Origin of the sequence: Pseudomonas sp. HY13-MNA-CIBAN-0226 (genome assembly GCF_040310305.1) — a bacterium.
In the GTDB taxonomy this organism is placed as follows: domain Bacteria; phylum Pseudomonadota; class Gammaproteobacteria; order Pseudomonadales; family Pseudomonadaceae; genus Aquipseudomonas; species Aquipseudomonas gregormendelii.
In genome coordinates this window covers 342314-359412 of the sequence record NZ_JBEOPS010000001.1, presented here as the reverse complement: position 1 = coordinate 359412, position 17099 = coordinate 342314, and the positions used below count along the sequence as shown (strand labels likewise).

The following is a 17099-nucleotide window of genomic DNA, read 5'->3' as shown; positions in this document are numbered from 1 at the left end:
CGGATCGCCATTTTTTTTGCTGCCGTCACTGCCGTCACAATCACCGCAACTGCAATCACCACACTCGCTGCGATCACGCATTCGCTGCGATCGATGCAATCAATGTAGGAGCGAGCTTGCTCGCGAAAAACCTGAGAGCGCTGCGGGGTGTCAGGCTGCCAGCTTTATCGTTCACGTGCATCGCGAGCAAGCTCGCTCCTACAGGGGCACTACCGGACGTTGAGGGTAAAGCCCACCCGGGTCAGCCACTCCGCTTCCAGGGCAAAATCCGCCTGGGTCAGCTGGTTTTCATCCAGCCAGTTGGCCGGGAACAACACATCCAGGCTGTCGCCATTGGCCCGCAGGACCACCTGGGGCATTTCCTGGGTGCCACGGATGTGGTGGAACAGGATCGCGAAGCGCAGCAGCACGCACAGGCGGATCAGCTTGCTGCCGTCACTGCCGAACTCGGCAAACTTGTCCCGGGGAATGTTACGGCGATGCCCGCGCACCAGCAGTGCGAGCATCTGCTGGTCTTCGCGGGAGAATCCGGCGAGGTCCGAGTGCTCGATCAGGTAGGCGCCATGCTTGTGGTAATGATAGTGAGCGATGTCCAGGCCCACTTCGTGGACCTTGGCCGCCCAGCCCAGCAGTTCGCGCCACACGCCGTCATCCAGGTCCCAATCTTCGGCTACCTGGTCGAAGGCATGCAGCGCCTTGCGTTCTACCCGCGCCGCTTGTTCCAGGTCGACGTGATAACGCTCCATCAGCGAGCTCAGGGTGCGCTCACGGACGTCTTCGTGATGATGACGGCCCAGCAGGTCGTAGAGCACGCCTTCACGCAGTGCGCCTTCACAGTGGTCCATGCGTTGCAGTTCGAGGGCGTCGAAGATGGCTTCGAGGATCGCCAGGCCGGCCGGGAAGATTGCGCGACGGTCGGGCTTGATGCCTTCGAAATCGATCTTGTCGGCGTCCCCCAGCTTGAACAGCTTGCGCTTGAGCCAGGCCAGGCCCTCGGCGTTGACTTCGCCGCTGCCATGCCCGCCGGCCTTCAGTGCCAGGCCGATCGCGCGAATGGTGCCCGAGGAGCCGATGGCCTCATCCCAGGTCAGGCGGTGCAGAGCGTGTTCAATGCTCATGATCTCGAGCCGCGCCGCCGTGTAGGCCTGGGCGTAGCGAGCCGGTGTGACCTTGCCGTCCTTGAAATAGCGCTGGGTGAAGCTCACGCAGCCCATTTGCAGGCTTTCGCGCAGCAGTGGCTCGAAGCGCTGGCCGATGATGAACTCGGTGCTGCCGCCGCCGATGTCGGCCACCAGGCGCTTGCCCGGGGTGTCGGCGAGGGTGTGGGACACGCCAAGGTAGATCAGGCGCGCTTCTTCCCGGCCGGAGATGACTTCCACCGGGTGACCGAGGATTTCCTCGGCGCGACGGATGAATTCATTGCGATTACGCGCTTCGCGCAGGGCGTTGGTGCCCACGATCCGTACGGCGCCCGGGGGCATACCGTTGATCAGTTGGGCAAAGCGTTTCAGGCAGTCGAGCCCGCGCTGCATGGATTCTTCGTTGAGCTGGCGCTCTTCGTCGATACCTGCTGCCAGCTGAACCTTCTCCCCGAGACGCTCGAGAATACGGATTTCGCCGTTCTGGGCCTTGGCCACGACCATGTGAAAGCTGTTGGAGCCCAGGTCGATTGCGGCGATCAGGGACAGATTCTTGGCTTGGGATTGCGGCATGGTCTGGGGGTCTCGGTCGATAACCTCGACATCGTGCCACGATCAAAGGCTGACGCCAACGCGCAGTGTTCAAACCCTTGATCCTGCGCAACCCTGTAGACGACCGCTGCGCGGCCTCATCGCGGGCAAGCCCGCTCCCACAGGTTTCCGTGTCGAACACACAATCCTGTTTCAACACATGATCCTGTGGGAGCAACTGCCTTCCCCCTGCCACATCAAGATCGAATATGCAGACGCTATCGCGGGGAAGCCTTGCTCCCACAGAGATGTCCGCCGTACACAAATGCTGCGTTCACTATCAACCCCTGTGGGAGCGGGCTTGCCCGCGATGAGGCCATCAGAGGCCCTACAGAGCTTTCAGACTGTCGCTTCCACAGTACCAATGAAATTCGCCAGCTCCGCTGTCTGCGGGTTGGCAAACAAGATCTTCGGGTCTCCCACCTCATGCACCTTGCCCAGGTGCATGAACACCAGCTTGTCCCCAACCTCCCGGGCAAAGCGCATTTCGTGGGTGACCATGATCAGCGTCATACCGTCTTTGGCCAGTTGCCGAACCACACTCAGCACCTCATTGACCAATTCCGGGTCCAGCGCCGAGGTGATTTCGTCGCACAGCAACACCTTCGGCGACATGGCCAGTGCCCGGGCGATTGCCACGCGTTGCTGCTGCCCGCCGGACAATCGATCCGGGAATGCATCAAACTTTTCCCCGAGCCCTACTCGCTCCAGCATTTCGCGCGCCAGTTCCCGGGCTTTGGCCTTCGGTACCTTCTGCACAACTTGCGGGGCGAGCATCACGTTTTCGCCAACGGTCAGGTGGGGGAACAGGTTGAACTGCTGGAACACCATCCCGACCTTCTGTCGCAGAGTGCGCAGGTCGGCACGGGCGGCGTCGAGGTATTCGCCGTCGACTTCAATCACGCCATCATTGATCGACTCCAGGCCATTGAGCGTGCGCAGCAAGGTCGATTTGCCCGAGCCACTGCGGCCGATGATTGCCACCACCTGGCCTTCCTCGACACTGAGGTCGATGCCTTTGAGCACGTGGTGATCGCCGTAATATTTATGCAGGGCGGAAATTCTAAGCAGAGGCATGCAGTCTCCTTTCCAGGTAGCGCGCACTGAGGGACAAGGGGTAGCAGAGCAGGAAGTAACCGAGGGCGACGAGGCCATAGACCATGAACGGCTCGAAGGTCGCGTTGGCGAGCATGCCGCCGGTTTTGGTCAGCTCGGTGAAGCCGATGATCGAGGTGACGGCAGTGCCTTTGACCACTTGCACCGAAAAGCCCACGGTCGGCGCCACGGCGATGCGTAGCGCTTGCGGCAGGATCACGTAGCGCAGTTGCTCCAGCGGGTTGAGCGCCAGGCTCGATGAGGCTTCCCATTGGCCGTCGGGGATCGAGTCGACGCAGCCGCGCCAGATCTCCGCCAGGTAAGCGCTGGTAAACAGGGTCAGGGCGACGGCCGCAGCCATCCACGCGGAGATGTCCACACCGGCCAGCGCCACACCGAAAAATACCAGGAACAACTGCATCAGCAGCGGCGTGCCCTGGAACAGTTCGATGTAGGTGCGCGCGATATTGCGCGGCAAGGCTTTCTTCGAGATGCGCATGACCATGACCAGCAGACCGATCAGCCCGCCGCCAATGAACGCCACCAGTGACAGCGCCAGCGTCCATTGCAGGCCCGTGAGCAGGTTGCGCACGATGTCCCAGAAGGTGAAATCGCTCATTGGCTGCTCCTTGCAATGTAACGACGGCCGATCCAGTTCAGGAGCTGGCGAATCAGCAACGCCATGCACAGGTAGATCAGCGTGGTCAGGGCATAGGTTTCAAAGGCGCGGAAGTTGCGCGACTGAATGAAGTTGGCGGCGAAACTCAGCTCTTCGGTGGCGATCTGCGAGCAGACCGCCGAGCCGAGCATGACGATGATGATTTGGCTGCTCAGGGCCGGCCAGACCTTGCCCAGCGCCGGCAGCAGGATGACGTGGCGAAACGCTTCGAAGCGGGTCATCGCCAGCGCTGCGGCGGCTTCCAGCTGTCCTCGGGGGATCGCCTGAATGCCGGCGCGGATGATTTCCGTGGAATAGGCGCCCAGGTTGATCACCATCGCCAGCACGGCGGCCTGCCATTCGGAAATCTGCACACCCAGTGACGGCAGGCCGAAGAAGATGAAAAACAACTGCACCAGGAAGGGTGTGTTGCGGATCAACTCGACGTAAACCCCGAAAATCACCGAGAACGGGCGAATGTTCCACGCCCGTACCAGCGCGCCGACGATGCCTAGCGCCACCCCGAATACCGCGCCAATGGCGGTCAGTTCAAGGGTGAACAACGCACCGCGCAGCAGCAGGTCGGTATTTTGCACCACCGGTAGAAAGTCGAACTGATAAGCCATGTCAAATCTCCCGGGCGACGATCAGAGATCGGCCGGCAGTGGCTCTTTCAGCCAGGTCTGGGAGTTTTTCTCCAGCGCGCCGTCGGTTTTTGCAGTGGCGAGGATCTGGTTGACCTTGCCCAGCAGCGCCGGCTCGTTCTTGTTCACCCCGACGTAGACCGGCGAATCCTTGAGCTTTACTTTCAAAGCCGGCACGCGCTTGGGGTTCTTCTCGCTGATCGCCACCATCACCACGTTGCCGCTGGCGATCAGATCGACCTGGCCGGCGAGGTAGGCGGCGATGGTCGAATTGTTGTCTTCAAAGCGCTTGATGGTCACGCCTTGCGGGGCCACCTTGGTCAGCTCGATGTCTTCGATGGCTCCACGGGTGACGCTGATGGTCTTGCCCTTGAGGTCGTCCAGCGTCTTGATCGTGGCCTCTGGCGGGCCGAACACTGCGAGGTAGAAGGGCGCGTAGGCGCTGGAAAAGTCGATGACTTTCTCGCGTTCGGCGTTCTTGCCAAGGCTGGAAATCACCAGGTCGACCTTGCCGGTGGTCAGGAACGGAATGCGGTTAGTGCTGTTGACCGGGGTCAGTTCGAGTTTGACCTTGAGCTGGTCCGCCAGCAGCTTGGCAGTGTCGATGTCCAGGCCGCGAGGCTTCATGTCCGGACCCACCGAGCCGAAGGGCGGGAAGTCCTGTGGCACGGCGACTTTGAGGACGCCGCGCTTGACCACGTCCTCCAGGCCGTCGGCGTGGGCGGGCGCCTGGCTCAGCATCAGGCTGGCAAACAGGGCTGCGAGGAGGGCGCTGTAACGCTGGGTCATGGCAAATCTCCGAATCGGCGAGAAGTGATTTCTGCGGATCGACAGAGCACGGGCCATGCCAAGTATCGGTTTCGGGTGGCACAGCCCCCGGGTTTACTGGGTTTTCTCGGTCTTACTGGTCTGAACAGTTGAGCCCTGATTCGCACCCTGATAGCGCATCGTCATAACTCTGCGAACCCCCATGGGGCACGACTTGCCGGACGCTGCGAATAGCTTTAAAACTGTCCGCTCATTCATCCGGTTCGTCTGAAAAACCATGAATTCGATCTCCCGAGCCGTTCCTGAAGTGGCGCTGCAAGCCATCCGTAAACTGATCACCGAACAGGGGTTCGGGCCGGGGGATGCCTTGCCCTCGCAACGGGACCTGGCGGTGCAATTGGGCGTGAGCCGGGCGTCGTTACGCGAAGCGCTGTCGTCGTTAAGTGCCCTGGGGCTGATCAGCATCCAGCCGGGCAAAGGGGTGTTTGTGCAGGCGCCCGTGGACCTGGCGCGGTCCGACGCGGCGTTGAGCTGGCCCTTCGCGGCACAGGCGTCGCCCCTGGACATCTTCCAGTTGCGCTATGCCCTGGAGGGGTTCGCTGCGGGCCTGGCAGCGGTGACGTTAAGTACTGTCCAGCTCGATGCGCTGGAAGACAACGTGGCCGCGATGCGCAACGAGTTGAAGGTGGGCGACTTTGAAGCGGCGGCGCGCCTGGATTTCGAGTTTCACCGGCGCATCCTGCTGGCCAGCGGCAATCAGGCGATGCTGAGTATCCTGACCGCCAGTGCCGACATCTTCCTGGAGAGCCAGAAGCTACCGTTCATCCGGGCCGAGCGCGCCATGGAAACCTGGCAGGAGCACCGCAAGATTCTCCGCGCACTGGCACGCCGGGCGTCCGGGGCCGCACAGAAGGCGATGCAGGAACACGTGCGCAATGCCGCGCTGCGCACCGGAATTGCCTTCATCGCCCCCGCCGCCTGATGAATTGAGCTATACCCAAACTCATGCGGCACCATAGCAAGAGTCAATCATCTGCAGCTTCCTGAACGGGGGAAGGGCGGCTATGATGGGCCACGTTTTTTTGCTTACAACCTGGAGACTTCCATGAGCAGCGATCTTATCAAACACGTTAGCGACGCTAGCTTCGAGGCCGATGTACTGAAGGCCGAAGGCGCTGTGCTGGTCGACTACTGGGCTGAATGGTGCGGCCCTTGCAAAATGATCGCTCCTGTCCTGGACGAGATTGCAGAAACCTACAAAGGCAAGCTGACCGTTGCCAAGCTGAACATCGACGAAAACCAGGAAACCCCGGCCAAGCATGGCGTGCGCGGTATCCCGACGCTGATGCTGTTCAAGAACGGCAACGTTGAAGCGACCAAGGTCGGCGCACTGTCGAAGTCGCAATTGGCCGCTTTCCTGGACGCCAACATCTAAGCGTCGTAATAAAGTGTCTGAAAAAAAGGCCCCGCTATTTGCGGGGCTTTTTCGTTATCGAGGGCTAGACGCTCCGAAACTCAGGTGGTACATTCGGCCCCGCACTGGTTTCTCCTTTGCCCCCTGCTAGCCGTCGCCGACGCACTCCTTTTCGAATAAGTACGCGATCCTGTCGCCTTCTCTGCGGCGCGGCCTCATTAAGCCAAAAGCTTAATTTCCCCCCCTCCATAAATGATTACGTCATTCCTATATGAATCTGACTGAACTCAAGCAAAAGCCGATTACCGAACTGCTCGAATTGGCCGAACAGATGGGCATAGAAAATATGGCCCGTTCGCGCAAGCAGGACGTGATTTTCTCCCTGCTCAAAAAGCACGCGAAAAGCGGCGAGGAAATCTCCGGTGATGGCGTGCTGGAGATTCTCCAGGACGGCTTCGGCTTCCTTCGCTCCGCTGACGCTTCCTATCTCGCTGGCCCAGACGATATCTACGTCTCGCCAAGCCAGATTCGTCGCTTCAACTTGCGCACCGGTGACACCATCGTTGGCAAGATCCGCCCTCCCAAGGAAGGCGAGCGTTATTTCGCGCTGCTCAAGGTCGACACGATCAACTACGATCGTCCCGAGAATGCGAAAAACAAGATTCTCTTCGAGAACCTGACCCCGCTGTTCCCGACGGTGCGCATGAAGATGGAAGCCGGCAACGGTTCCACCGAAGACCTCACCGGTCGGGTCATCGACCTGTGCGCCCCGATCGGCAAAGGCCAGCGTGGTTTGATCGTGGCACCGCCGAAAGCCGGTAAAACCATCATGCTGCAGAACATCGCAGCCAACATCGCGCGTAACAATCCTGAAGTTCATCTGATCGTGCTGCTGATCGACGAGCGTCCGGAAGAAGTAACCGAAATGCAGCGCACCGTGCGTGGCGAAGTGGTTGCCTCGACGTTCGATGAGCCGCCAACCCGCCACGTGCAGGTTGCCGAAATGGTGATCGAGAAGGCCAAGCGCCTGGTCGAGCACAAGAAAGACGTGGTGATCCTGCTCGACTCCATCACGCGTCTGGCTCGTGCCTACAACACCGTGATCCCGAGCTCCGGCAAGGTACTCACCGGTGGTGTCGATGCCCACGCCCTGGAGAAACCGAAACGTTTCTTCGGTGCCGCGCGGAACATCGAGGAAGGCGGTTCGCTGACCATCATCGCCACCGCGCTGGTTGAAACCGGCTCGAAGATGGACGAAGTGATCTACGAGGAATTCAAAGGCACGGGCAACATGGAACTGCCGCTGGATCGTCGTATCGCTGAAAAGCGCGTGTTCCCGGCTATCAACATCAACCGTTCCGGCACTCGCCGCGAAGAGTTGCTGACGGCCGATGACGAGTTGCAGCGCATGTGGATCCTGCGCAAGCTGCTGCACCCGATGGACGAGATCGCTGCCATCGAGTTCCTGGTCGACAAGCTGAAAACGACCAAGACCAACGATGAGTTCTTCCTGTCGATGAAACGCAAGTAAGTCGATAGATCAGCAAAAGCCGGGGAAACCCGGCTTTTTGCTATCTGATTTTTGATCATTGGCAGTTGGTGGTTCTGAACAGCGGGGTTCGGCGCTAAACTGCCTCCCCCGAACGCCACGGCCAAAACGAGGCTCACGCATGCAGTATCGCGACTTGCGCGACTTTATCAGCGGTCTGGAAAAGCGCGGCGAGCTCAAGCGCATCCAGGTTCCGGTGTCCCCTGTGCTGGAAATGACCGAGGTGTGCGATCGCACCTTGCGCGCCAAGGGCCCCGCGCTGCTTTTCGAAAACCCGACGGGTTATGACATCCCGGTGCTCGGCAACCTGTTTGGTACGCCAGAGCGCGTGGCGCTGGGCATGGGGGCGGAAGCCGTCAGCGAGTTGCGCGAGATCGGCAAGCTGCTGGCCTTCCTCAAGGAGCCCGAGCCGCCCAAGGGGCTGAAAGACGCCTGGTCCAAGCTGCCGATTTTCCGCAAGATCATCGCCATGGCGCCAAAAGTCGTCAAGGATGCGGTGTGTCAGGAAGTGGTCATTGAAGGCGACGACGTCGACCTCGCGATGCTGCCAGTGCAGACCTGCTGGCCAGGCGACGTCGGCCCGCTGATTACCTGGGGCCTGACCGTCACCAAAGGTCCGAACAAGGACCGCCAGAACCTCGGCATTTACCGTCAGCAAGTGATCGGCCGCAACAAGGTGATCATGCGCTGGCTCAGTCACCGGGGTGGTGCGCTGGATTACCGCGAGTGGTGTGAGAAGCATCCTGGGCAGCCGTTCCCGGTTTCCGTAGCGCTTGGCGCTGATCCGGCGACCATTCTCGGCGCCGTGACGCCAGTGCCGGACAGCCTGTCTGAATACGCCTTCGCCGGTTTGCTGCGCGGCAACCGCACCGAGCTGGTGAAGTGCCGTGGCAATGACCTGCAAGTGCCGGCCACCGCCGAGATCATCCTTGAAGGTGTGATCCATCCGGGCGAGATGGCGGATGAAGGTCCGTACGGCGACCACACCGGCTACTACAACGAAGTCGACAGCTTCCCGGTGTTCACGGTGGAGCGCATCACTCACCGCATCAAGCCGATCTACCACAGCACCTACACCGGCCGTCCGCCGGATGAACCGGCGATTCTCGGCGTGGCCCTGAACGAAGTGTTCGTGCCGATTCTGCAAAAGCAGTTCCCGGAGATCACCGACTTCTACCTGCCGCCCGAAGGCTGCTCGTACCGCATGGCTATCGTAACCATGAAGAAGTCATATCCCGGCCATGCCAAGCGGGTAATGTTGGGTGTCTGGTCGTTTTTGCGACAGTTCATGTACACCAAGTTCGTTATCGTCACTGACGACGATATCAACGCGCGAGACTGGAACGACGTGATCTGGGCCATCACCACGCGCATGGACCCCAAGCGCGATACGGTGATGATCGACAACACGCCGATCGACTACCTCGACTTCGCTTCGCCGGTATCCGGCCTGGGTTCGAAGATGGGGCTCGATGCCACGCATAAATGGCCGGGTGAAACCACTCGCGAGTGGGGCCGGGTCATCGTCAAGGACGAAGCCGTGACCAAACGGGTCGATGCCATCTGGAATCAGTTAGGAATAGATTGATGCGTGTAACTTTGCAGCCTTCCGGAGCGGTGCTAGAGATTCTGCCCGGCGAGCGGATTCTCGATGGGGCGCGGCGCCTGGGCTACGACTGCCCGCAAAGCTGTCGCAACGGCAACTGTCATGTGTGCGCCGCGCTGCTGGTGGAAGGTCGCGTGGAGCAGAGCGGCGATGTGCGCGATCACGGTGAGTTCTACACTTGCATTGCGCAGCCGCTGGAAGACTGCGTCGTGCTGTGGGATGGCGTGCTCTCGCTGGGAGAATTACCTGTGCGTAGCTTGGCGTGTCAGGTCATTGAGTGCCGGGACGTGGGTGGCGACACCTGGCGCGTCAGCGTGCGAGCGCCTGCCGGCAAGCCGCCGCGCTATCACGCCGGGCAGTATCTGATGATCGAGCGGGAGAATGGCGAGAAGTCGGCCTTTTCCCTGGCCTCGGCGCCTCATTCGGGCCGGGATCTGCAAATACACGTGCTGGCGCGCGAAAGCAGTGCGCTGAGCCTGATAGATCAGCTGCAACGCAAGGCGATGGTGCGCATCGAGATGCCATTTGGCGACACCCACCTGGCGGAGTTGCCCGACGGCCCGCTGGTGCTGATCGCTGCGGGAACCGGCATGGGCCAGATTCACAGCCTGATCGAGCACTGTCGAGCCGCAGGTTTCAAGCATCCGGTCCACCTGTATTGGGGCGTGCGTCGGCCTGAAGATTTCTATGAAATCGAGCACTGGGATGAATGGCTGAAGCTGCCCAACCTGTTTCTGCATAAAGTCGTGAGCGATCAATGCGGCTGGGAAGGGCGTTGCGGCATGCTGCATGAGGCGGTCTGCGAGGACTTCGCCGACCTGAAGCCGTTGCATGTCTACGCGAGTGGCTCGCCAGCGATGGTGTACGGCACGCTGGACGCGCTGGTAGAAGCCGGGATGGATGCGCATCAGATGCGTGCGGATGTATTTGCGTATGCGCCGCGATCTTGATCCGCGATCTTGATCCTCGATCTTGACCTTGCCCTTGTAGGAGCTGCCGCAGGCTGCGATCTTTTGACTCTGTTTTGAAAATCAAAAGATCGCAGCCTGCGGCAGCTCCTGCGGTTAGCTTGCTTATATCTCCCTATATAGCTGATCGGTATTTATAGAAAACTGTAAATACCGGTAGGTTATATCTCATCAAGGCAATCATTTAAGAACTCTGCCATGGCACTTAAATTGCCTTAAAACATATGTGCCTTATTGTTACAGCGGTGCGTTCTATTAAGTAATTCTTCACTCGCGGGGAGCTGAACGCTAATCGCCATGAGCGCCATTGAATCTGCTTTTTTGAATCTGGCTTACCCTCCGCGGCTCGATCTGGGGCCGCAGCTCACTCACGAACAATTGCTCAGCTCGATGCAGTCCACCATGGCGCGCCACAAAGGTGGGCCGGTATGGCTGTTCGCTTACGGTTCCTTGATCTGGCGGCCCGAGTGCCCGGCTGTAGAGCGGGTACGCGGTCGGGTGCATGGCTATCATCGCGGTTTGTACCTGTGGTCGCACGAACATCGCGGCACGCCTGAAGTGCCCGGGCTGGTGTTTGGCCTGGATCGCGGCGGCTCCTGCAGCGGCTTCGCCTATCGCCTGCCGGAAGAACAGCTGGATGCCTCGCTGTATGCGCTCTGGCAGCGCGAAATGCCATTCCCTTCCTATCGCCCACACTGGCTCAACTGCCGTCTCGAAGACGGAAGTCAGGTCCAGGCATTGGGGTTCGTGTTGGAGCGACACTTGCCCAGCTACGCCGGCAACTTGCCGGACCACGTGCTGAGTCAGGTATTCGAAAATGCTTGCGGGCGCTACGGCACTACTCGCGATTACGTCGAGCAGACCGCCCACGCCCTGCGTAGCCACGCCATGCCAGACCGAAATCTGGAGGCGCGGCTCAAGCGCTGCAAGTCCTCAGTGGATCAGGCGACCGCTTCGCGGCTCTGACTGGCCACTTGCTTGTGCCACAGCGTGGGTGCCAGGAAGGCCATGGCCAGCAGGCACGCGCCGATCAATAGCACGAAGCCGCCGTCCCAGCCGAAGTGGTCCACGGTGTAGCCCATCGCCGCACTGGCCGCCACCGATCCACCCAGGTAGCCAAACAGGCCGGTAAAGCCCGCTGCCGTACCGGCTGCCTTCTTCGGCGCCAGTTCCAGTGCCTGCAGGCCGATCAGCATGACCGGGCCGTAGATCAGGAAGCCGATCGAAACCAGCGCGATCATGTCGACGGTCGGGTTGCCAGCCGGGTTCAGCCAATACACCAGAGTGGCCACGGTCACCAGTGCCATGAACACCATGCCGGTCAGGCCGCGGTTGCCGCGGAAGATCTTGTCCGACATCCAGCCGCACAACAGCGTGCCCGGGATACCGGCCCACTCGTAGAAGAAGTACGCCCACGACGTTTTATCAACGGTGAAACCCTTGGCTTCCTTGAGGTAGGTCGGTGCCCAGTCCAGCACGCCGTAGCGCAGCAGGTAGACGAAGACGTTGGCCAAGGCGATGTACCAGAGCATTTTGTTGCGCAACACGTACTTGACGAAGATTTCCTTGGCGCTGAATTCTTCTTCATGGCTGGCGTCGTAGCCTTCCGGATAATCGTTCTTGTACTTCTCGATGGGCGGCAGGCCGACCGATTGTGGCGTATCGCGCATGGTGGCAAAGGCAAATACCGCCACGGCCAAGGCTACGGCTGCAGGCACATAGAAGGCCGCATGCCAGTCGTTGAACAGGCCCATGCCCAGCAGGAACAGCGGGCCGATCAAACCGCCGCCGACGTTGTGCGCCACGTTCCACAGCGACACCACGCCGCCGCGTTCCTTTTGCGACCACCAGTGGACCATGGTCCGGCCACTCGGCGGCCAGCCCATGCCCTGGGCCCAGCCGTTGATGAACAGCAGGATGAACATAATGGTCACACTGGACGTCGCCCATGGCGCGAAACCAAAAATGAACATGACCCCGGCCGACACCAGTAGCCCGAACGGCAGGAAGAAGCGCGGATTCGAGCGGTCGGAGACGATGCCCATCAGGAATTTCGACAGGCCATAGGCAATGGCGATGGCAGACAGCGCCAGGCCCAGCTCGCCGCGGGTGTAACCCTCTTCGATCAGGTAGGGCATGGCCAATGAGAAGTTTTTGCGCAGCAGGTAGTATCCGGCGTAGCCGATAAAGATACCGGCAAAGATCTGCCAGCGATGGCGTCGGTAGGCACTGTCTATTTTGTCTTCAGGCAAAGGAGCCTGATGCGCGGCAGGACGAAAGAAAGCAAACATTCAAGAGCTCCAGATTCTTGTTTTGACTGCGGATGCGAATGTTACAGTTTCGTTACCGAAAATAGCACCGGTAGCCATCGACCAAACAGCGGAAATGTTCGAGATCGCATGTTCTTTTACGAACATGTCGCTCAGACATAAGTGAAGGACGTTGCAGGAAAGATTACTTTGGCCGCGCTCAGGCACTCGGGCGCACGTTTTAGCCAGGTTTTATGGGACATGTCCTGCGTGCGTACCGGAAGTCATCACGTTCTTTTTCGGGTTTTCGGCCCGTAACCTATGCAGGAAGCAGTTCGCGAATCGATTCATGGAGGAAGTCCGGCTGAGGAGTTGACCTGGACGGGGTGGGTCCAGGCCAGACCGCTCCAGAGCTTTAGCGAACTTGCACCACCACCTTGCCGACCGCCTTGCGCTGTCCAAGGTCATTGATTGCCTGTGCCGCATTGCTGAGCGGATACACCTGCGACACCAGAGGCTTCAATTTGCCTTCAGCGAACCAGCCAAACAGCTGCTGGAAGTTCGCCGCATTGTCTTGCGGCTGGCGTTGGGCAAACGAGCCCCAGAACACCCCGACTACCGCTGCGCCCTTGAGCAACGCAAGGTTCACCGGCAGTTCCGGAATGCGCCCACTGGCAAAACCCACTACCAGCAGGCGGCCGTTCCAGGCGATGGCGCGGATGGCCTGGTCGAACAGGTCGCCGCCGACCGGGTCGTAGATCACGTCGGCGCCCTGGCCATCGGTCAGGCGTTTGATCTCATCCTTGAGGCTGGTTTCGCTGTAGTTGATCAGCTCATCTGCGCCGGCCGCCTTGGCCACTGCAAGCTTTTCCGCGCTGCTGGCGGCGGCGATCACCCGTGCGCCCATGGCTTTGCCGATTTCCACGGCGGCCAGGCCGACCCCTCCGGAGGCGCCCAGCACCAGCAGGGTTTCACCCGGCTGCAGGCTGCCCCTTTGCTTGAGGGCGTGCATTGAAGTGCCGTAGGTCATGCTGAACGCAGCGGCGGTGTTGAAGTCCATCGACGGCGGAATCGGCAACACGTTATAGCCTGGCACTGCCACCTGCTCGGCGAAACTGCCCCAGCCGGTCAAGGCCATGACGCGGTCACCGACCTTCAAATGGCTGACTTTTTCACCGACCGCACTCACTACGCCAGCCGCCTCGCCACCAGGGGAAAACGGGAAGGGCGGCTTGAACTGGTATTTGCCCTCGATGATCAGCGTGTCCGGGAAATTGACCCCGGCGGCGTGCACGTCCAGCAGGATTTCATTCTTTTTTGCGACAGGGCTGGCGACGTCTTCCAGCACCAGCGATTCGGCAGGGCCGAAGGCTTTGCACAGCACGGCTTTCATCAGGGCTATTCCTTTGGGAGTGATGGCCGATAAGTGTAGGTGTGTGAGTCAACGGGTCAACGAGCATGCCTCGCCCTGATAGTCAGCCATAAGCTTGTGCTGACGCAGCGGGTCGTTATGCTAGGCCGCAAACCGGATAAGGAGCGAATTGTGAAAGCGTGGACCGTATTGATGCTGGCTCTGTGTCTGCCGGTGGCAGCGATGGCCGAAGAAGCCAAGGAAGAAGTAGCGCCGAAGGTCAACTACATCACCCTGACCCCGCCATTTGTGGGCAACTACGGCCTGGACGGCACGCCCAAGCTCAAGGTCTACAAGGCGGATGTCGCCTTGCGCGTCACTGGGGATGAGGCGACCAAGCTGGTGAAGGCCAACGAGCCGTTGATTCGCAATCAGCTGGTGGCGTTGTTCGCGCAGCAGACGACCGAGGCGATGAACAATGTGGAGGCCAAGGAGAAACTGCGTCAGGAAGCCTTGAAGCAGACCCAGCAAATCATGAATGACGAGACGGGCAAGCCGGTGGTTGAGGATCTGTTGTTCAACAACCTTATTATCCAGTAAGCCTTTCTTTGTCTGATTGAAACATCAAAAGATGGCAGCCAGCGACAATTCCTGTCTGTGAGCGCGAACGCCTGTAGGCGCTGCCGCAGGCTGCGATCTTTTGTGCATTAGCGCAAAGCAATCACCGCCGCCCACTGCTCTGCCGTAACCGGCATCACCGACAGCCGCGAGCCTTTCTGCACCAGCGGCATCTCGGCCAGCGCCGCCTGCTGTTTCAGGTAGTCCAGCTTCAACACCTTGGCAAACGTCTCCACATGGGCGACATCAATCGCGCTCCAGGCGTTTTTCTCGGCCGTGGCCTTCGGGTCGTAGTAATGGCTTTCAGGCTCCAGGGCGGTAGGGTCCGGGTATGCGGCTTCAATGATCCTGCCGATCCCGGCGATCCCCGGTTCCGGGCAGCTGGAGTGGTAGAAGAAAAACTCGTCGCCCACCGCCATGGCCCGCAGGAAATTGCGCGCCTGATAGTTGCGAACCCCGTCCCAGCGCGCTGTGCCCAACTTTGCCAGGTCCTTTATGGACAGTTCGTCGGGCTCGGATTTCATCAGCCAATAGGCCATGGTTTTGCTCCTTGCGAAGTGAGTGGGCAAGTTGTCGGGCAATTTTATGACAAACCGACAGTCGGTTGACGCCAGCGTTTGCGTGTAGGGTCCCGTTGTCGCAAAATGCCGGCCTTCTTAGCTTGACGCTGCTGCACGGCCTACAACGGAAACCGCTGCTGTCATCGTGTTGATATGCCTTTGGGGGGCAATCGATGAAACGCAAACCGGATTTACTATGGATTTTGGTTATTTTGTTCGGCCTCGGCGTCGTGACCACCGGTTATGCCCAAAGTCTGTGGAGCAACAAGACTGACGCTCCTATGGAATTGACCCAGCAACAACAGCCGTCGGCCTTCAAGCGCTGATCTGATTTCCGGACGCCGCACCTGTAGGAGCAAAGCTTGCTCGCGACGGCGGCGTCACATTCAACATCCATCTGCTGAAAGATCGCTATCGTGAGCAAGCTTTGCTCCTACGGTGCGATACCTGCGAAATACCAGCCCCTGTCCGTTACCGTTCCCTGCAGCGGCACATCCCAGCTCGCTTGAGCCAGTCGCTCGACTTTCTGACATTCATGAGCCAGCCCCAGCAGCGTCGGCTTGCGCCAGCTTTTGCGGCGTGCCAGATACGCCAGGCTCCTGTCATAAAAACCGCCACCCATGCCCAGGCGTCCGCCGACGTCGTCAAAACCGACTAATGGCAGCAGGACCAGGTCAAGCGTCCAGACTTTGCGCTGCGAAGCGAGGTTGGCTCGGGGCTCGAGGATGCGGAAGCGGTTGGGCTTGAGTTTTTCCCCGGGGCGAATTCGCTGGAACACCATGCGCGTTCGTGGCCAGGCGCTGAGCACTGGCAGGTACGTCACCTTGCCCCTTTGCTGAGCCGCACGCAGCAGCACGCGCGGATCAATTTCACCGTCGGTGGGCAAGTAGAGCGAGATATGTTTTGCGCGGCGAAACAGCGGATGCTGGGCCAGTTGCTTATACAGCCCGCGAGCGGCCTGGCGCTGTTGACTGGGAGTCAGTGCGCGGCGAGCCTTGCGCAGCATGCGTCGAAGTTGCGGGCGGGGCAGCAGCGCAGGTTCGGTCATGGATTCGGGCTCGCGGGTCGGGTCACTAAATCGTACCCGTAAAAAAGCCGATGCCGGTAACGAAACCGGCATCGGACTGGAATCAGGCTCCCCGGATGAACCGCTGCTGACTTAGCCCTTGAACCCGAAAGTTCAAGGTGGAAGATGCAGTAGGCTTTAAGGCTTTCCGTCTAGCGGACATGCACACCAGCCCAACGTGCAACCTCCAGGGTAGTGCGAATCGGCTCAGGGACGTGGTCAACTGGCAAGCACCCCAGGGAGTGATGCGAGTATACCCCAAGCAGTCGCACGAATCAGCCCTTGGTGACGTCCGGATCGGTAGCGAGCACCAGATCGACACGATCGAGCAGGTCGCGAACCTGCTCCCGGGTCGAGCCGCTGGCCTGTACATCCGGGCGTTCTTCCTTGTGCAGGAGGTCGTGCGTGATGTTCAGCGCGGCCATCACGGCAATGCGATCGGCACCGATGACTTTGCCGCTGCTGCGGATCTCGCGCATCTTGCCGTCCAGGTAACGGGCGGCGCTCACCAGGTTGCTGCGCTCTTCCTGGGGGCAGATGATCGAATACTCTTTATCGAGGATCTGCACGGTAACGCTATTGCTTGAACTCATGAGTCTTGCTCCAGGGCCTTGAGGCGCGAAATCATCGATTCGACCTTACGCCGAGCGATTTCATTTTTTTCAATGAGGTGCGCGCGTTCCTCGCGCCAGGTCTTTTCCTGAGCTAATAGGAGTCCGTTTTGGCTCTTTAGTTGCTCGACCCGGTTAATTAACAACTCGAGTCTGGCCATCAGCGCTTGCAGGTCGGTGTCTTCCATTGTCTTCACTGTCTGATGGGTGTC

Annotated in this window: 19 protein-coding genes and 1 other RNA gene; 8 read left to right on the top strand and 12 right to left on the bottom strand. The window is 59.8% G+C overall.

The genetic code is table 11. The features are described 5' to 3' along the window. Window positions 1–209 precede the first annotated feature (209 nt). From ppx to AAEZ05_RS01625, 5 genes are all read right to left on the bottom strand, one after another. Window positions 210–1712 (bottom strand): exopolyphosphatase, encoded by a 1503-nt coding sequence (gene ppx / locus AAEZ05_RS01645; protein WP_350646478.1) that lies wholly within the window; start codon window positions 1710–1712, stop codon window positions 210–212. A 357-nt stretch (window positions 1713–2069) separates the two neighbouring features. Next, window positions 2070–2807 carry an amino acid ABC transporter ATP-binding protein gene (locus AAEZ05_RS01640; protein WP_045059662.1) on the bottom strand — a complete coding sequence of 246 codons (738 nt, stop codon included), beginning with the start codon at window positions 2805–2807 and terminating at the stop codon, window positions 2070–2072. Beyond that, a complete protein-coding gene (locus AAEZ05_RS01635; protein ID WP_045059661.1) occupies window positions 2794–3444 on the bottom strand; it encodes an amino acid ABC transporter permease in 651 nt (216 codons plus the stop codon). Before AAEZ05_RS01635 ends, AAEZ05_RS01640 begins: the two co-directional genes overlap by 14 nt. Beyond that, on the bottom strand, window positions 3441–4109 hold the full coding sequence (locus tag AAEZ05_RS01630) for an amino acid ABC transporter permease (protein ID WP_045059660.1): 669 nt from the start codon (window positions 4107–4109) through the stop codon (window positions 3441–3443). The genes AAEZ05_RS01635 and AAEZ05_RS01630 overlap by 4 nt, the downstream gene beginning before the upstream one ends. 21 nt (window positions 4110–4130) lie before the next feature. Further along, window positions 4131–4916 carry a transporter substrate-binding domain-containing protein gene (locus AAEZ05_RS01625; RefSeq protein WP_045059659.1) on the bottom strand — a complete coding sequence of 262 codons (786 nt, stop codon included), beginning with the start codon at window positions 4914–4916 and terminating at the stop codon, window positions 4131–4133. Window positions 4917–5172: 256 nt separating this feature from the next. Here AAEZ05_RS01625 and AAEZ05_RS01620 point away from each other — a divergent pair, with 256 nt between their 5' ends. The 6 genes from AAEZ05_RS01620 (at window position 5173) to AAEZ05_RS01595 (ending at window position 11398) form a co-directional block, all read left to right on the top strand. After that, window positions 5173–5877: a FadR/GntR family transcriptional regulator gene (locus AAEZ05_RS01620; RefSeq protein ID WP_045059658.1), complete on the top strand. Its 705-nt coding sequence runs from the start codon at window positions 5173–5175 to the stop codon at window positions 5875–5877. 123 nt (window positions 5878–6000) lie between these two features. Further along, a complete protein-coding gene (trxA, locus tag AAEZ05_RS01615; RefSeq protein ID WP_003206727.1) occupies window positions 6001–6330 on the top strand; it encodes a thioredoxin TrxA in 330 nt (109 codons plus the stop codon). Window positions 6331–6580: 250 nt separating this feature from the next. Continuing rightward, the gene (gene rho, locus AAEZ05_RS01610) at window positions 6581–7840 is read left to right on the top strand and encodes a transcription termination factor Rho (RefSeq protein WP_007942421.1); all 1260 of its coding nucleotides are present in this window, start codon (window positions 6581–6583) and stop codon (window positions 7838–7840) included. Between the two features lie 139 nt (window positions 7841–7979). Continuing rightward, window positions 7980–9446: a 4-hydroxy-3-polyprenylbenzoate decarboxylase gene (gene ubiD / locus AAEZ05_RS01605; RefSeq protein ID WP_045059657.1), complete on the top strand. Its 1467-nt coding sequence runs from the start codon at window positions 7980–7982 to the stop codon at window positions 9444–9446. Further along, window positions 9446–10414: a CDP-6-deoxy-delta-3,4-glucoseen reductase gene (locus AAEZ05_RS01600; RefSeq protein WP_350646477.1), complete on the top strand. Its 969-nt coding sequence runs from the start codon at window positions 9446–9448 to the stop codon at window positions 10412–10414. Before ubiD ends, AAEZ05_RS01600 begins: the two co-directional genes overlap by 1 nt. A gap of 315 nt (window positions 10415–10729) precedes the next feature. Further along, window positions 10730–11398 (top strand): gamma-glutamylcyclotransferase, encoded by a 669-nt coding sequence (locus AAEZ05_RS01595; RefSeq protein WP_045059655.1) that lies wholly within the window; start codon window positions 10730–10732, stop codon window positions 11396–11398. Here the strand turns inward: AAEZ05_RS01595 and glpT are convergent. Continuing rightward, complete coding sequence (glpT, locus tag AAEZ05_RS01590; RefSeq protein ID WP_045059654.1) at window positions 11374–12723, bottom strand: glycerol-3-phosphate transporter; 1350 nt, start codon at window positions 12721–12723, stop codon at window positions 11374–11376. The two genes, AAEZ05_RS01595 and glpT, sit on opposite strands and share 25 nt — an antisense overlap. 373 nt (window positions 12724–13096) lie before the next feature. After that, on the bottom strand, window positions 13097–14074 hold the full coding sequence (locus tag AAEZ05_RS01585; protein ID WP_350646476.1) for an NADPH:quinone oxidoreductase family protein: 978 nt from the start codon (window positions 14072–14074) through the stop codon (window positions 13097–13099). A gap of 150 nt (window positions 14075–14224) precedes the next feature. On the opposite strand from AAEZ05_RS01585, the gene AAEZ05_RS01580 reads away from it, so the two are divergent. Further along, window positions 14225–14632: a flagellar basal body-associated protein FliL gene (locus AAEZ05_RS01580; RefSeq protein WP_045059652.1), complete on the top strand. Its 408-nt coding sequence runs from the start codon at window positions 14225–14227 to the stop codon at window positions 14630–14632. A gap of 107 nt (window positions 14633–14739) precedes the next feature. On the opposite strand, the gene AAEZ05_RS01575 is transcribed toward AAEZ05_RS01580, so the two are convergent. Beyond that, window positions 14740–15189: an EVE domain-containing protein gene (locus AAEZ05_RS01575; RefSeq protein ID WP_205893149.1), complete on the bottom strand. Its 450-nt coding sequence runs from the start codon at window positions 15187–15189 to the stop codon at window positions 14740–14742. Between the two features lie 194 nt (window positions 15190–15383). Here AAEZ05_RS01575 and AAEZ05_RS01570 point away from each other — a divergent pair, with 194 nt between their 5' ends. Then, window positions 15384–15536 (top strand): hypothetical protein, encoded by a 153-nt coding sequence (locus AAEZ05_RS01570; RefSeq protein WP_122841054.1) that lies wholly within the window; start codon window positions 15384–15386, stop codon window positions 15534–15536. A gap of 107 nt (window positions 15537–15643) precedes the next feature. Here AAEZ05_RS01570 and AAEZ05_RS01565 read toward each other — a convergent pair whose 3' ends face one another. The 4 genes from AAEZ05_RS01565 to AAEZ05_RS01550 all read right to left on the bottom strand — a co-directional run bounded on the left by AAEZ05_RS01565 (window position 15644) and on the right by AAEZ05_RS01550 (window position 17075). Beyond that, complete coding sequence (locus tag AAEZ05_RS01565) at window positions 15644–16258, bottom strand: 5-formyltetrahydrofolate cyclo-ligase (RefSeq protein ID WP_350646475.1); 615 nt, start codon at window positions 16256–16258, stop codon at window positions 15644–15646. 84 nt (window positions 16259–16342) lie between these two features. Further along, window positions 16343–16521: non-coding RNA, 6S RNA (gene ssrS, locus AAEZ05_RS01560), on the bottom strand. A gap of 30 nt (window positions 16522–16551) precedes the next feature. Continuing rightward, entirely contained in the window at window positions 16552–16869 is a 318-nt protein-coding gene (locus AAEZ05_RS01555) for a cell division protein ZapA (RefSeq protein WP_007942435.1), read from the bottom strand. Next, window positions 16866–17075 (bottom strand): TIGR02449 family protein, encoded by a 210-nt coding sequence (locus AAEZ05_RS01550; protein ID WP_003213954.1) that lies wholly within the window; start codon window positions 17073–17075, stop codon window positions 16866–16868. Before AAEZ05_RS01550 ends, AAEZ05_RS01555 begins: the two co-directional genes overlap by 4 nt. Between the last annotated feature and the right edge of the window lie 24 nt (window positions 17076–17099).